At 70.8% G+C, this 15,189-nt stretch carries 10 protein-coding genes; 6 read left to right on the plus strand and 4 right to left on the minus strand.

Going from position 1 to position 15,189, the window contains the following annotated elements; all coding sequences use genetic code 11:
• The 5 genes from AB0N02_RS06175 (at position 1) to AB0N02_RS06195 (ending at position 6,763) form a co-directional block, all read left to right on the plus strand.
• On the plus strand, positions 1–2,310 hold the full coding sequence (locus tag AB0N02_RS06175; protein ID WP_363943248.1) for a [protein-PII] uridylyltransferase: 2,310 nt from the start codon (positions 1–3) through the stop codon (positions 2,308–2,310).
• A 133-nt stretch (positions 2,311–2,443) separates the two neighbouring features.
• On the plus strand, positions 2,444–5,386 hold the full coding sequence (locus tag AB0N02_RS06180; protein ID WP_363943250.1) for a nitrate- and nitrite sensing domain-containing protein: 2,943 nt from the start codon (positions 2,444–2,446) through the stop codon (positions 5,384–5,386).
• A 5-nt stretch (positions 5,387–5,391) separates the two neighbouring features.
• Positions 5,392–5,805 carry a roadblock/LC7 domain-containing protein gene (locus AB0N02_RS06185; protein ID WP_363943440.1) on the plus strand — a complete coding sequence of 138 codons (414 nt, stop codon included), beginning with the start codon at positions 5,392–5,394 and terminating at the stop codon, positions 5,803–5,805.
• 27 nt (positions 5,806–5,832) lie between these two features.
• Positions 5,833–6,195 carry a DUF742 domain-containing protein gene (locus tag AB0N02_RS06190; RefSeq protein ID WP_363943252.1) on the plus strand — a complete coding sequence of 121 codons (363 nt, stop codon included), beginning with the start codon at positions 5,833–5,835 and terminating at the stop codon, positions 6,193–6,195.
• Positions 6,176–6,763: an ATP/GTP-binding protein gene (locus tag AB0N02_RS06195; protein WP_363943254.1), complete on the plus strand. Its 588-nt coding sequence runs from the start codon at positions 6,176–6,178 to the stop codon at positions 6,761–6,763. The genes AB0N02_RS06190 and AB0N02_RS06195 overlap by 20 nt, the downstream gene beginning before the upstream one ends.
• 21 nt (positions 6,764–6,784) lie before the next feature.
• On the opposite strand, the gene AB0N02_RS06200 is transcribed toward AB0N02_RS06195, so the two are convergent.
• Genes AB0N02_RS06200 through AB0N02_RS06215 form a run of 4 tightly spaced genes read right to left on the minus strand, consistent with a single transcriptional unit; the run spans position 6,785 to position 11,920 of the window.
• Positions 6,785–7,756 (minus strand): ABC transporter substrate-binding protein, encoded by a 972-nt coding sequence (locus AB0N02_RS06200; protein WP_363943255.1) that lies wholly within the window; start codon positions 7,754–7,756, stop codon positions 6,785–6,787.
• A 50-nt stretch (positions 7,757–7,806) separates the two neighbouring features.
• The gene (locus AB0N02_RS06205; RefSeq protein ID WP_363943257.1) at positions 7,807–8,766 is read right to left on the minus strand and encodes an ABC transporter substrate-binding protein; all 960 of its coding nucleotides are present in this window, start codon (positions 8,764–8,766) and stop codon (positions 7,807–7,809) included.
• Entirely contained in the window at positions 8,763–10,859 is a 2,097-nt protein-coding gene (locus tag AB0N02_RS06210) for an ABC transporter permease subunit (RefSeq protein WP_363943259.1), read from the minus strand. The genes AB0N02_RS06205 and AB0N02_RS06210 overlap by 4 nt, the downstream gene beginning before the upstream one ends.
• The gene (locus AB0N02_RS06215; protein ID WP_363943261.1) at positions 10,856–11,920 is read right to left on the minus strand and encodes a glycine betaine/L-proline ABC transporter ATP-binding protein; all 1,065 of its coding nucleotides are present in this window, start codon (positions 11,918–11,920) and stop codon (positions 10,856–10,858) included. Before AB0N02_RS06215 ends, AB0N02_RS06210 begins: the two co-directional genes overlap by 4 nt.
• A gap of 375 nt (positions 11,921–12,295) precedes the next feature.
• Here AB0N02_RS06215 and AB0N02_RS06220 point away from each other — a divergent pair, with 375 nt between their 5' ends.
• Entirely contained in the window at positions 12,296–15,031 is a 2,736-nt protein-coding gene (locus AB0N02_RS06220) for a nitrate- and nitrite sensing domain-containing protein (protein WP_363943263.1), read from the plus strand.
• Positions 15,032–15,189 lie beyond the last annotated feature (158 nt).

Genomic DNA, 15,189 nt, shown 5'->3' on the forward strand with positions numbered 1-15,189 from the left:
GTGAGAGGCGACACTCGCTCGTACGCCGCGGCCCGCAGGGAGCGGGCCGCGAACGTCGACCGCTGGTTGACGGACCTCCTCCGGGCCGCCTGCGGCACGCCGTACGGGCGTGTCGGGAGGAACGGGGACCCCGGGACCGACTCCAGGGCCGACTCCAGGGCCGGGGACGACCACGGCGCCTTCGGCGGTGTCGCACTCGTCGCGGTGGGCAGCCTGGGCCGCGTGGAGCTGGCCCCGGGAAGCGACCTGGACCTGGTCCTGCTGCACGACGGCCGTGACGACGTGGCCCGCATCGCCGACCGCCTCTGGTACCCCGTCTGGGACTCGGGCGCCGGTCTCGACCACTCGGTGCGGACCGTCGAGGAGGCCACGGTGGTCGCCGAGAAGGACCTCAAGGCGGCGCTGGGGCTGATCCAGGCCCGGCACGTGGCGGGGGACCCCGAGCTGACGAGGGCCGCCAGGGAGAGCGTGCTCACCGGCTGGCGGGCCGACTTCAGGCGCCGTCTGGCCGAGCTGCGGGAGTCGGCGGACACGCGGGCCGGGGCGAGCGGCGAGCTGGCGTTCCTGCTCGAACCCGACCTCAAGGACGCGCGCGGCGGGATGCGCGACGTGCAGGCGATGCAGGCCGTGGCCGCCGCCTGGGTCGCCTCGGCCCCCGGCCCCCGGGTCCGTGAGGCCTACGAGCTCCTGCTCGACGTCCGGCACGGTCTGCACCTGGTGACCGCCAAGGGAGCCGACCGGCTGGTGCTCCAGGAGCAGGACGCGGTCGCGGGGACCCTGGGCCTGCTCGACGCCGAGGCGTTGATGCGCAGGCTCGCCGAGGCGGGCCGTACGGTCGCGCACGCCTTCGACGCCACCTGGCGCACCGTCGACCGGTCGCTGTCCGGGCCCGTGCCGCGGGGGCGCCGCCCGCTCGCCGACGGCGTCGTCGAGCACGGCGGCGAGGTCGTGCTCGCCCGAGGCGTGGACCCGCGCAAGGATCCCGTCCTGGTGTTGCGTGCCGCCGCCGCGGCGGCGGAGGCCGGGCTGCCGCTCGCGCCGGCGACCATGAGCGCGCTGGCCGCCCAGTCGCCGCCGCTCCCGGTGCCCTGGCCGGACGAGGCGCGGGACGCGCTGGTCGCGCTGCTCGGCGCCGGGCGCGCGGCGGTGCCGGTCTGGGAGGAGCTGGACCAGGCGGGCGTGCTGGTCCGGCTGCTGCCCGACTGGGAACGGGTACGGCACCGCCCCCAGCGCAACCCGGTCCACCGCTACACCGTGGACCGGCATCTGATCGAGACCGCCGCGGGGGCCGCCTCCTTCACCCGCGAGGTCTCCAGGCCGGATCTGTTGCTCGTCTCCGCGCTGCTGCACGACATCGGCAAGGGCCGGCCCGGCGATCATTCAGCCACGGGAGCGGTCGTGGCCAGGGATATCGGCGCCCGGATGGGGTTTTCTCTGCCAGATGTGGAGACCCTGGAGACCGTGGTCCGCCACCACCTGCTGCTGCCGGAGACGGCGACCCGCCGTGACCTGGACGATCCGGTGACGATCTCCCGCGTGGCCGAGGCCGTCGGCTCGCGCGAGGTCCTCGAACTGCTGGCCGCGCTCGCCGTGGCGGACGGCAACGCCACGGGGCCCGCCGCGTGGAACTCCTGGAAGGCCTCCCTGGTCGCCGATCTCGTCCGGCGGGTGCGTTCGGTGCTGTCGGGGACCCCGCCGCCGCCCGCGCCCGCGCTCTCGGCGGCGCAGGCCTCCCTGGCCAGGCACGGCGGCGGCGCCGTACGGGTCCACGGGGGAGCGGTGACCGTGGTCGCGCCGGACAGGGTGGGGCTGCTGTGGAACGCGGCGGGGGTGCTCGCCGCGCACCGGATGGTGGTTCGTGCGGCTTCCGCCGCTTCGGCGGGGTCGACCGCCGTGATCGAGTTCTCGGTGATCCCAGAGTACGGCTCGCCGCCCGATCCGGCGACGCTGGAAGCCGATCTTCGGCTGGTTCTGGCGGGGCGGCTCGACATCGGGCAGCGTCTGGCCAGGAGGGCCCGTTCGATGCGTCCGCCCCGGGTACCGGTGGCTCCACCACGGGTTACTCTCGTGGACGACGCGTCCAATACCGCGACGGTCGTAGAGGTGCGCGCACATGACCGTCCGGGGCTATTGTGGCGAATCGGTAGGGCTTTTGGAGATTGTGGTCTTGACGTGCGGGCCGCACGTGTGGAGACTCTCGGCGCAGAGGCGGTGGATGTCTTCTACGTTGTCGATAGAGCCGGACGTCCTCTGACTGACGAGGCCCAGCGGGCACTGGTGCGGGACCAAGTGCTTGCCGCCTTGCGATAACCATAGGAAGTCGTTCTCTCGTCACCTGCGTAACGATTACGTCCGGTTTGTCGGCTATGTCGATTGCGTCCCGTGACCTTGTGGTCTGATGAGGGCCACCTATGTCGTGATGGTGAGAGGTAGAGCGAGAGCGGTGACGACGGCTACAACCGAGGGCGGCAGTGCTGCGGCACATGACCGCGGCAAGCGCTTCGCCGCCCGGTTCGGGCTGCGGAACTGGCGTGTGCGGTCACGTCTCACCGCCCTGATCCTGGTGCCGACGGTGGTGGGCGTCGTGCTCGCCGGGACGCGCGTGGTCACCTCCGTCGACAGCGTGGCCGGATACCAGCGGACCGCCTCGGCGGCCGAGTACTCCGGTGGGTTGCGCGAACTGGCACAGGCTCTCGGTTTGGAACGTGACCGAGTCGCCTGGGCCGCGTTCTCCCCCGCGAACCAGGGGTTGCAGGACGCGGCGACGGCGCAGCAGGCGACCGTCGACGCGCTGGTCGCCAAGGTCCTGCTCGACCTGCAGGCGATCGACGACTCCTACGGCCAGCGGGCCGCGGAGGCGGCCAAGGACGTGGGCTACCAGCTCGCGGGGCTGGGCGAGCTGCGCAAGCTGCCCGGGACGAACCGGGCGGAGCGCTACAGCATCATGATCGCTCCGCTGCTCCAGCTCCACGAGGAGCTCACCCTGGTCAGCGACGACCCGGAGATCATCGGCAACACCCGGGCGCTCAGCGCGCTGGCGCGGGCCAAGGAGGAGGTCTCCCGGCAGCGCTCGCGCCTGCTGGCCGGCTACTACGCGGCGTCGCTCGTCACCACCCAGGAGATCGAGAAGTTCATCGCCTCCCGATCGCGGATGGAAGAGTACAAAGCGGACTTCACCGTCGAGGCGAGCCCGGTCAACCGCCAGCTCCTCGTCAAGGCGATGATGGACGAGAAGGTCTACCGGGCCGAGCTGACCAAGGCCAGGGCGATCGTGCTGGCCGGCGACCCGCGCCACCAGGGCCGCCTGATCTCCGACTTCGCCGCCGTCAAGCAGTGGTTCTCGGACAACAGCTTCATCCTCGACCGGATGAAGAAGGTCGAGACCCAGGTCGCCGGCGATGTGATCACCCGGGCCCGTGAGCTGGAGGACACCGAGCAGCGCAACGCGATCATCGCGTCGGGGCTGATCCTGCTCCTGCTGATCCTGGTCCTCGGCCTCACGGTCGTCATCGCCCGCTCGATGGTCCTGCCGCTGCGCCGCCTGCGGGCCGAGGCGCTGGACGTCGCGGGCTTCAGGCTCCCCGAGGTCGTGCGCAACCTGCGGGTCTCCGGCGACACCCAGGCGCCGGACGTCGCCTCGATCTCCGTCGACTCCAAGGACGAGATCGGGGAGGTCGCCAAGGCCTTCGACGAGGTCCACCGGCAGGCCGTACGGCTCGCCGCCGAGGAGTCCGAGCTCCGCTCCAACATCAGCGCGATGTTCGTCAACCTCTCCCGCCGCACCCAGACCCTGGTCGAGCGGCAGATCTCGCTGATCGACGGCCTGGAGAAGGGCGAGGAGGACGGCGGCCGCCTGGCCGACCTGTTCAAGCTCGACCACCTCGCCACCCGCATGCGCCGCAACTCCGAGAACCTCCTGGTCCTCGCCGGCCACGAGCCGTCCCGCAGGCGCAGCCAGCCGGCCAAGCTCGTCGACGTCGTCCGGGCCTCGCTGTCGGAGGTCGAGGACTACGAGCGGGTCCAGGTCAAGGTGCACCGTACGATCTCGGTCGCGGGAAGCGCCGCGAACGACATCGTCCACCTGGTGGCCGAGCTGGTGGAGAACGCCATCCAGTTCTCCCCGAGGGCCAGCCAGGTCACGGTCTCCAGCAGCCTGATCGAGGGCGGCGGCGCGCTGCTCGCGGTCAGCGACGCGGGCATCGGCATGACCAACGAAGAGCTGATGGAGACCAACCGCCGCCTGGCGGATCCGCCCGTCGTGGACGTCTCGGTCTCCCGCCGGATGGGTCTGTTCGTGGTCGGCCGGCTGGCCCTGCGCCACGGCATCAGGGTCCAGCTGCGCCCCCAGGAGACCGGCGGTCTCATCGCCATGGTCCTCTTCCCGGCCGCGCTCATCGTGGAGACGACCCAGCCGAGCCACACGCCGTCCTGGGGCGGCGAGTCGCAGAGCCAGAGCTCCTTCAGCCAGAACTCCTTCAGCCAGAGCTCGTTCGGGCACGCCTCGCTCGGCCGGACCTCGTTCGGGAACACCTCCTTCGGGCACACCTCGATCTCGCAGCCCTCTCCCGGGCAGCCCCAGGCCCCCCAGCCGGCCTCCGCGTTCGGCTCGACGTCGTTCTCCGGCGAGCAGCCCCCGGCCCAGCAGCCGGTCTCCTCGGGCTCACTGAGCGCCCCGCTGCCGACCGGGGGGTACCCCCTGCCCAAGCGCCGGGTCCCGGGGGCGAACGGCAACGGGCCCGTCCCCGCGGCCCCCTCGGGTGACTTCTCGGCCTGGGGGAACACCTCCCACGACGACCCGGTGACCGCGTCGATACCGGTCGTACGGCTCTCCCCGCTCGAAACCGAGCAGGAGGAGTATCTGCCGATCTTCGCCTCCATCGAGTCGGCCTGGTTCCGCCGGGCGGACAACACCGGTGAGGCCGCGTCCGCCGCCGACGACGCCGGTGAGCAGCCGGACTCCTCGGCGCACGAGGAGTCGCAGGGGGCGGTCGAGGCCGTCGCGGCGGGGGCCTCGACGGCCGGTGAGCCGTCCTCGGAGCCGGACGTGGAGCCGGTTCCGCGGCCGCTCAGGAGGCCGGCGCCGGTTCGTGAGCCGGAGAACTGGCAGACCGCCGCCGACGCCGGATGGCAGGCGGCCCAGGCGGCCAGCGACCCCACCCTCGGCGGGATCACCGCGGCGGGTCTTCCCAAGCGCACTCCCAGGGCCAACCTGGTGCCGGGCACCGCGGCCTCCGCGCCGTCCGCCCCGGCGGCCCCGATGCCGCCCATCTCGCCCGAGCGGGTCCGTAGCCGTCTGTCGAGTTTCCAGCAGGGGGTACGGCGAGGACGTGCCGAACTTAACGAGGACCCCGCCAGGAACCTGGCGGACAGGGAGGAGAGCCCGTGACGACCTTGAGCCATGAGGCGCGGAGGTTCGACTGGCTTATCACCGAGTTCGTCCGAGGCACCCCCGGGGTCGCGCACGCCGTGTGCGTTTCGGCAGACGGGCTGCGGCTCGCCAGTTCGGAAGGTTTCCCGGACGACCGCGCCGACCAGCTCGCCGCCGTCGCGGCGGGCCTGCTCAGCCTGACCGTCGGAGCCTCCCGCGTCTTCGAGGGCGGGGCCGTCACCCAGACCGTGGTCGAGATGGAGCGCGGCCTGCTGCTGGTCATGGCGATCAGTGACGGCTCGGTGCTCGCCGTGCTGGCCGCCCCCGAGTGCGACATGGGCCTGGTGGCCTACCAGATGACCCTGCTCGTCGATCGCGCGGGCCAGGTGCTCACCCCGGCTCTGCGGGCCGAGCTACAGGCCTCGCGGGGGAGATGACGATGACGTGCTTCAGGGGAGAGGGCCGTGCTCGGGAGTGACGGAAGCGGGGACGAGGAACCCCTCTTCCGTCCCTACACGGTCACCGGCGGACGCGCCGAGCCGCGCTATCACATGGCGATCGAGACACTGGTCTCCTCCTCGTTCATCATGGACGAGGAGCTGGCCCTGCTCACCCCCGAGCAGGAGGCCATCATCAGGATGTGCCGGGCGTTCCGGTCGGTCGCCGAGATCTCGGCGTTGCTGAGGGTCCCGCTCGGCGTGGCCCGCGTGCTGGTGGCGGATATGGCCGACGAGGGGCTCGTCCGCCTCCACCAGCCGAGTCTCGAAAAGGGACAACCGGATCTTAACATGCTTGAAAGGGTTCTCAGTGGACTTCGCAGGCTCTAACCATGGCGGCCTGACGTCGACGAAGATCGTCGTCGCCGGCGGGTTCGGCGTCGGCAAGACCACGTTCGTGGGCGCCGTCTCGGAGATCATGCCGCTGACCACGGAGGCGGTGATGACCGACGCCAGCGCCGGCATCGACGACCTCGGCCTCACCCCGAACAAGGCCACCACCACGGTCGCGATGGACTTCGGGCGTGTCTCACTGGACCAGGATCTGATCCTGTACCTGTTCGGTACGCCGGGTCAGCACCGGTTCTGGTTCATGTGGGACGACCTGGTCCGCGGCGCCATCGGCGCGGTCGTGCTGATCGACACCCGGCGGCTGGCCGACGGTTTCCCGGCGATCGACTACTTCGAGGAGGCCAGGCTCCCCTTCGTGGTCGGAGTCAACGGCTGGGACGGGCAGTTCCCGCACATGGAGGAGGAGGTGCGGGAGGCCCTCGCGCTCGCCCCGCACGTCCCCGTCGTGCGCACCGACGCCCGTTCCCGGGACTCGGTCAAGAGCACGCTCATCACGCTGGTCGAACACGTCCTGCGTGTCCGCGCCGCGTACGGCATGTCCGTCTGACCCCCGCGCCGCGGCCGCGTGTCAGTCCGGCAGCCAGTCCTTCCAGACGATCTTGTTGGCCTCGATCCACTTCTGGGCGGCCTCGTCGGCGCTCATGCCGTGGTTGGTGATGTCGTCGGCCACCGCGTTCTGGTTGTCGTTGCTCCAGGAGAAGTTGCGCACTAGCTCGTAGGCCCTGCCGCCGCCGTCGGCGAACCGCCTGCTCACGATCTTGTCCAGCAGGTAGGGCGGATAGTCGCAGGCGACCTTCTTGGGGTCGGCGTCGCAACCGATCGCGTAGGGGGGAAGGTTGATCTTCGCCAGCTTGAGCTGGGTGAACAGCCACTGCGGTTCGTAGAAGTACATCAGCAGCGGGGTGCGCCGTTCCGTCGCCAGTTTCGCGGCACTGATCAGAGCCTTCTCGCTTCCCGCGTACACCACTTTGTACTTGAGGCCGAGATTTCGGACCAGTGCCTCGTCGTTGGTGACATATGAGGGATCTCCGTCGAGGAGCTGGCCGAAATTACCCGATTTTTGGGTTTTAAATAGGTCAGCGTACTTATTGAGCTTTCGCCAGTCGGTGATGTCGGGATATCGCTCGACCATCCACTGGGGGACGTACCATCCGATGACGCCCCGGTTTCCGTTCCGCCCGGCGGCGACCGCGACTTTCCGTTCCTCGATGTAGGTCTTCTTCTCCGCCTCGCGCCCCCAGTTCTCGACGATGACGTCCACCGTCCCCTTTTCGATTCCCTCCCAGGACTGGGCCTCGTTGAGTTCCACCTTCTGCACGCGGTAGCCGAGTTCCTGTTCCAGTAGCCGGCTCAGGACCGCGGCGCCGGCCTCGTAGCCGACCCACGGATTGATCGCGATCCTCACGGTGCCGCCGGTCGCCTGCGGCCCGGGCGTCGGCGGGCTGCACGCGGAGAGCAGGACGAGCAGTGCGGTGATCCCGGCGATCCCGGCGATCCCGGCGAGCCGTCTTCCCGCCGGAGTCCTCGCGGGTGTTCTCAAGGGGGTTCTCGCGGGGGTCCCCCCATGGGCTCCCGGAGAGGCCGGCCCGGTCACCGGGGTATCCAGGGGGACCAGACGGACTCGTTGGCCTCGACCCACTTCCTGGCGGCCTCCTCGACGCTCATGCCGTGGTTGGTGATGTCGTCGGCCACCGCGTTCTGCGCCGCGTTCGTCCAGGAGAAGTTCCTGACCAGCTGGTAGGCCCTGCCGCCGCTCTCGGCGAACCGCCTGCTCACGATCTTGTCGAGGTCGAGCTCGGCGTAGTCGCAGGCGACCTTCTTGGGATCGGCGTCACAGCCCGGGGTGTGCGGGGGGAGGTTGATCCGGACCAGGTCGATCCGGCTGAACAGCCAGTGCGGGTTCCAGAAGTAGAACAGCAGGGGCCTGCGCTGTTTCTGGGCCTGGGTGGCGGACTCGATCAGCGCCGCCTCGCTGCCGCCCACGACCACCTTGAGGTCGAGCCCCAGGTTCTTGATCAGGGCCTCCTCGTTGCTGACGTACGACGGATCGCCGAAGAGCAACTGCCCCTTGCCGCCCGACTCCGGGGTTCTGAACAGGCTCGCGTACTTGTTGAGGTTTCTGTAATCGGTGATGTCGGGATATTTATCCACCATCCACTTGGGGACGTACCAGCCGATGACGCCCTTGTTGCCGGTCGAACCCGCCTCGACGGCGACCTTCCTGCCCTGGATGAAGGTCTTCTTCAGGTCCTCGTGGCCCCAGTTCTCGACGATGACGTCGACGTCGCCCTTCTCGAAGCCCTCCCAGGAGACCTGTTCCGCGAGTTCCTTCCGTTCGACGGTGTAGCCGAGCTTCTTCTCCAGCAAATAGGCGATCACTCCGGCGCTGGCCTCGTAACCGACCCACGGATTTACGGCGATCTTCACGGTTCCGCCCGCGGACGGTCGTGCCGGGCCGGAGACCGCCTCCACCTTGGCGCCGCCACAGCCCGCGGCCAGTGCGAGTGTGAGAACACCGGCGAGCAGGCGGACTCTGCGTCCGATCCTCATGCGATCCTCTTCTTTCGGGGGAAACGTTCGGGGGAAACTCTCTGCGGATCCGTCACGGAGGGACGCTCGCCGGCGCCCCGGGTGATCCGGTCGAGCATGACGCCGACCAGCACCGTCGCCACTCCGGCGGCGAACCCCATGCCGAAGTCGGCGCGCTGGGAGAAACCGGAGACGACGTCGTAGCCCAGCCCGCCGGCGCCGACCAGCCCGCCGACCACGACCATGGCGAGCGTCAGGACGATGCCCTGGTTGGCGGCGAGCAGGATCGCCGCGCGGGCCATCGGCAGCCGGACCTTCCACAGCACCTGCCGCTCGGTCGACCCGCAGGAGCGCGCGGCCTCGACGGCGGCGGGACAGACGCCGCCGATTCCGTCCTCGACCAGCCGGACGACCGGCGGGACCGCGTAGACCACCGAGGCGAGGATCGCGGTGAACCGGGTCGCGCCGAACAGCGCCAGCGCGGGCAGCAGGTAGACGAACGGCGGCATGGTCTGCGCGGCGTCGAGCAGCGGGCGCTGCACCGCGGCGAACCGGGGCGAGCGGGCCGCCGCGACGCCGAGCAGGAGCCCGGCGGCCATGGTCAGCGTCACCCCGGCCAGTACGGTGGTCAGCGTCTCCATGGTGTGCTGCCAGAGCCCGAGCAGGGCCGTGGCGAGCAGGCAGCCGGCGGCGGTGACGGCTGCCCCGCGTCCGCCGGTCCGCCAGGCGATCACCGCCACCGTCGCGGTGGCCAGCCACCAGGGGGCGGTGGTCAGCACGGTCTGCAGCGGGTTGAGCAGCGTCTCGGTCGTGGCGGCCACGATCGTCTCCGTCACGCCGTACCAGGAGAACTTCGCCCAGGTCACGGCCTCGTTCACCGGACGGGCGAGGTGGAGCACCCAGCCCTCGGGGAAGTCGGCGGGCAGGAACCTCGCCGCGATCACGCCGCAGAGCGTCAGGGCCGCGGCGACGGCGATCCGTGGCCGTGCGGAGGTCCGCGCGGAGAAGGCGCCCGGGGCCGTGGGCTCGCGTGTCGCGGCGGCCGTGGTCACCCGGTCCAGCACGACGGCCATGATCACCACGGCGAGGCCCGCCGGGAGCATGAGGCCCACGTCGGCCCGCGACAGTCCCGAGACGATGTCCGAGCCCAGCCCGGGGGCGGCGATCAGCGCGGCGATCACCACCATGGACAGCGCCATCATGAAGGTCTGGTTGACGGCCAGCGCGATGGTCGTGCGGGCCATGGGGAGGTGGACCTTGCGCAGCGTCTGCCAGCGCGTCGCGCCCACCGCGGTCGAGGCCTCGACCGCGGTGGGGGAGACCCGCTCGACGGCCAGCGCCATGATCCTGATCGCCGGGGGAATCGCGTAGACCGCCGTGGCGACCGTGGCCGACGCCGGTCCGATCTGGAAGAACAGCACCATCGGCGCCAGGTAGGCGAACGTCGGCATGATCTGCATGACGTCGAGGAGGGGGAAGAGCAGGCGGCGCAGCCGTACCGAGCGGCCCGCCCAGACGCCCAGCGGCAGGCCGACGAGCAGGGAGAGCAGGACCGCCGCGAGCACGAGCGCCAGGGTGTCGGCGCTCTCCCGCCACACTCCCAGCACCCCGAACGAGACGAACCCCGCCAGTGCGGTCAGCGCGACCCGCCCGCCTCCCGCCAGCCGGCCCAGCGCGCAGGCCAGCCCGGTCGTCCCCGCCCAGCCCAGCGCCTCGGGCACCAGGTGGAGCGCGTCGTGCAGGCCGCCGACCAGCAGCCGCACGTAGTTGACGAAGAACAGGAAGACCGGGCTGTCGTTGCGGTTGGCGTCGACCCAGTCGCGCACGTCGCCGACGAACCGGAACGGTGCCGCGTCGTCGTCGTGGGGGAGGGTCGCGGTGCCCCGGAAGAGCAGGTAGGCCGCCACGACCACCGCGACCCCGGTGAGCCGCGCCGGCCAGGACCGCGGTCCCGTCCGGGCACGGGGCGCGGAGGGTGGCGCGGGTGGCGCGGGCGGCGCGGGCGGCGGAGCGGTCCCGGGTACGGCGAGCACGCCGGTGAGACCCGGGACTCCCGGCGGTCCGGACGGCCCGAAGGACGCGGGGGATCCGAGAGCGCCGGAGGGCGAGGTCATGCGCCGCTCCTCCCGGCGTACGGGCCTGTCAGCGGATCGCCGGTCATCGCCGCCAGGATGTCGAGCCGGTCCACCACGCCTATCGGGCCGCCGCTCTCCATGACGCGGATCGGGCAGGCGGAGCGCATGGCGGCGGGCACCGCGTCGCGGACGACGGTTCCGGCGGGGAGCGCGGGGCCGTCCAGCGGCTCGCCCTCCCGGGGCGGACGGCAGATCCAGCGCAGCGAGAGCACCTCGCCCCTGGGCACGTCCCTGACGAAACGGGCCACGTAGTCGTCGGCGGGGGCGCCGACCAGCTCCTCGGCCGTACCGAGCTGGACGATCTCGCCCGCACGCATGATCGCGATGCGGTCCCCCAGCCTGAGCGCCTCGGACAGGTCGTGGGTGATGAACAGCATGGTCTTGCCGACCTCGTGGTGCAGGCGGATGATCTCGGCCTGCATGTCCCGGCGGATCAGCGGGTCCAGCGCGCTGAAGGGCTCGTCGAAGAGCAGCACCTCGGGGTCGCAGGCCAGTGCCCTGGCCAGGCCGACCCGCTGTTGCATGCCGCCGGAGAGACGGTCCGGGCGGACGTCGGCGAAGCCGTCCAGGCCGACCAGGGAGAGCAGTTCCCCGGCCCGCCTGTGCCGCCGGGCCCGCGGGACGCCCTGGACCTCGAGGCCGTAGGCGATGTTGTCCAGCACCCCGCGGTGCGGCAGCAGGCCGAAGTGCTGGAAGACCATGCTGACCCGGTGCCGTCGCAGATCCCTGAGCTGCGAGGGGGAGGCGGCGCACACGTCCTGGCCGGCGATCGAGATCTCTCCCGCGGTCGGCTCGACCAGCCGGGTCAGGCAGCGGACCAGGGTGGACTTGCCGCTTCCCGACAGGCCCATCACGACGAACACCTCGCCGGGCCGTACCGAGAAGCCGACGTCCCTGACCGCGGCGACACAGCCGGTCCGTTCCCTGAGCGTGGCGGGGTCGAGCCACGCGTCGGGACCGCCGAGGACGCGTCCGGCACGGGGGCCGAAGATCTTCCACAGCCCGCGTACCTCGATCGCGGCGCCGCCGGATGGGGCCACTGGCTCCTCCAAAGCTGGAAGCTCGGATTTGGTGAGGCTAAGGACGTAGTGAGTCAAGATATGGGGGAAATATCGCGAATCACAATGATGTGATCTTCTGAAGTTCGCCCGCCCTTCCGGTCCGATGTCCGTTCCGCATTGGCATGGAACGGTGTAAACGGTCATGTGGGCAGCGAAAAACTTAATGGACATATAAGGATGTCCGTAATAAGGATTCCAGGCATTATTTGATCTCTCGGGTTTCCCGAACTGTTGTCGCGTAAGCGGCTATTTATGAAGTTGTGTTCGATTGGCCCCGTAGGTTGAGATGTGCTCGAATTGCCGGAAGCCATGGAAATTCGGCCATCGGATTCATCCACCGAGAGGCAGCGTTCGGTGAGTACACACAAGATCCAGGGGGCGGGAAGCGGCTTCCGCCTGCGGAACTGGCGGGTGCGCTCCAGGCTGATCGCGCTCATTCTGGTTCCCACGGCCGCCGCGGTACTGCTCGGCGGAATCCAGGTGCTCACCTCCCTGGGCGCGGCCACCGACTACCAGAAGGTCAACGATCTGGCCAGGCTCTCCGACCACATCGGGGCCCTCACCCACGAGCTGGCCAGAGAACGCGACCGCACCTCCTGGTACATCGCCCTCGGCCGTCCGCAGCGTGAGGTGCAGGCCGTACGGCAGCAGATGGACGGGGTCGACACCGAGGTGACGCGCGTCCGCGACAGCGCCACCACGCTCAGAACCGTGGTGGGCGGCCGGACCAGGGACGAGGTCGACACCGTGCTCGCCCGGCTGGGCGACCTCGGGCCGCTGAGACGGCAGGCGACGGGGTCGTCGCTGCTGCCCGACGCGGCCGTCGACGCCTACTCCCTGGTGATCGACGACCTGTTCTCCCTGTACGACGAACTCGGCAAGGGCAGCGACGACGACGTGCTGTTCGGCCAGGCCCTGACCCTGGGGGCGCTCGCCAGGGCGAAGGAGGCCCTCTCACAGCAGCGGGCCCTGCTCTCCGTGGTCCTGGTCGCGGGCCGGTTCGAGCAGGAGCAGCTGGAGAGGTTCCTCGGCGAGATCTCCGTGGAGCGCAACGCGCGCCGGACCTTTGCCGCCGAAGCCGGAAGCGGGGAACGCCGTCTGTTCGACGAGACCGTCAACGGCCGGACCTCCGACCGGGCCGAATTCCTCCGTGAACTGGTCCTGCTGCGCGCGGACTCGGGCGCCTCCCTGAGGGGACTGGACCTGTCGAAGCGGGACGACGCCGCCGAGTGGTACGACGCGGTGACGGTCACGATCGACCGGATGCGCGATGTCGAGCGGCGGCACACCCAGGCCATCGTCACCCGCAGCCAGCAACTCGGCGACGCCGAACAGAACCGCGCCCTGGTGGTCGCCGGATCCGTCGCGATCCTGCTGGTGATCGTGCTCGCGATCACCACCGGGGTCGCGCGCTCGCTGGTCAAGCCGCTGCGGCGGCTGCGGCGGGAGGCGCTGCAGGTCGCGGGGGAGCGGCTGCCCGCCTACGTCCAGCGGGTCCGCGAGTCACGCGACGGCGAGGTCGACGAGGACGTGGTCCCGATCGGTGTGCTCTCCCGCGACGAGATCGGCGAGGTCGCCCGCGCCTTCGACGAGGTTCACCGGGAGGCGGTACGGCTGGCGGGCGAGGAGGCGAAGCTGCGCACCACGGTCAACGCGATGTTCGTCAACCTCTCCCGCCGGAGCCAGACCCTCGTGGAACGCCAGCTCACCCTGGTCGAACGGCTGGAGCGGGGAGAACGCGACGACCGGCGCCTGGCCGACCTGTTCAAGCTCGACCACCTCGCGACCCGGATGCGCCGCAACAGCGAGAACCTCCTCGTCCTCGCGGGGCAGGAGGTCGCGCGACGCTGGCGGAAGCCCGTCGAGCTGATGGACGTGGTCCGGGCGTCGCTGTCGGAGGTGGAGAACTACGACCGGGTGGTGACCCAGGTCCAGTCCGACGCCTCCGTCATCGGTCCCGCCGTGAGTGACGTGGTCCACCTGCTCGCCGAGCTGGTGGAGAACGCGCTGTCGTTCTCGCCGAAGGAGAGCAAGGTCGTGGTCTCCAGCAGCCTGATCGACGGCGGGGATGTGATGATCTCGGTGACCGACCGCGGCATCGGCATGACGACCGAGGAGTTCTCCCGGGTGAACGAACGTCTGGCGAGCCCGCGCACCGCCGACGCCTCGGCCGCCCGGCGCATGGGCCTGTTCGTGGTCGGCCGTCTCGCGCTCAAGCACGGCATCCGGGTCCGGCTCCGGCCCCAGGACACCGGCCTGACCGCCATGGTCCTGCTGCCCGAGACGCTCATCGATCCGGTCCCGTCGCAGGGGGCGTCCCCCTCCGCGGGGTCCCCGCGGCCGGTGGGCTTCCCGATGCCGTCGAACGTCTCCCCGTTCCCCGCCGGACCGGACGACGTGTTCGGGTCGATGCCGCCGGGGATCCCCGGGGCGGTGCCCGCCCCCTTCGGCGCCCCGCCCCCCGGATCTCCCGTCCTGTCGGCACCCGTCGCCCAGGACACCCCCGTCGCCCGGGACACGCCCGCAGGATCCGGCCATGCCGGGCCGGGCGCGGCCCCCGGTTCACCGGAGACGGACGCCATCGGCTCGCTGCCGGAGGTGGGGGCCTCCGCGCTGGACGCGGAGGAGTTCCTGCCGATCTTCGCCTCGGTCGAGTCGGGCTGGTTCCGCCTCTCCTCCTCGGGGGGCGCGACGGCCTCTTCCCCGGGGGGCGCGACGGTCGCCGACCGGCAGGGACACGCCGAACGGCCCGGTGGTCCCGGGCAGTCCGGCGAGCACGCCCCCTCGGACGCCGGCGCCGGAGGCGGGGAGGAAGGCGGGGCCGAGCCTGATTCGTGGTCGTCCCCCGCAGACGCGGGCTGGCGGGCGGCCCAGGCCGCCAGTGCCCCGGTACTCGGCGGGACCACGACATCCGGCCTGCCCCGGCGCACCCCCAAGGCCAATCTGGTGCCCGGCTCGGTGATCCCCCCTCCCGACGAACCCCCGCGCTTTTCGCCGCCCCGTTCGGCCGACCGCGTCCGCAACCGGATGTCGAGTTTCCAGGAGGGGGTTCGCAGGGCCCGTAACGAACTTCCGGACCGGGAGAGCTGAGCAGTGCGCGGGGAGTACCGAGGCGACCGGGAGCGGATGGACGGCCACGACCCTTCGCGGGGCACGCCCGCCCGCTACGGCATGCCGTACGAGGAGCGTTCCGGGTTTCGAGAGGAGCCTCCGGAGCGCCACGGAGGACGTCCCGGATTTCAGGGGGA

Source organism: Streptosporangium sp. NPDC051022 (assembly GCF_040683035.1).
GTDB lineage: Bacteria > Actinomycetota > Actinomycetes > Streptosporangiales > Streptosporangiaceae > Streptosporangium.

Excerpts from the sequence above, each read along its gene's own strand:
- AB0N02_RS06205 (WP_363943257.1), bottom strand. The coding sequence starts at position 8,766 with ATGAGGATCGGACGCAGAGTCCGCCTGCTCGCCGGTGTTCTCACACTC.
- AB0N02_RS06210 (WP_363943259.1), bottom strand. The coding sequence starts at position 10,859 with ATGACCTCGCCCTCCGGCGCTCTCGGATCCCCCGCGTCCTTCGGGCCG.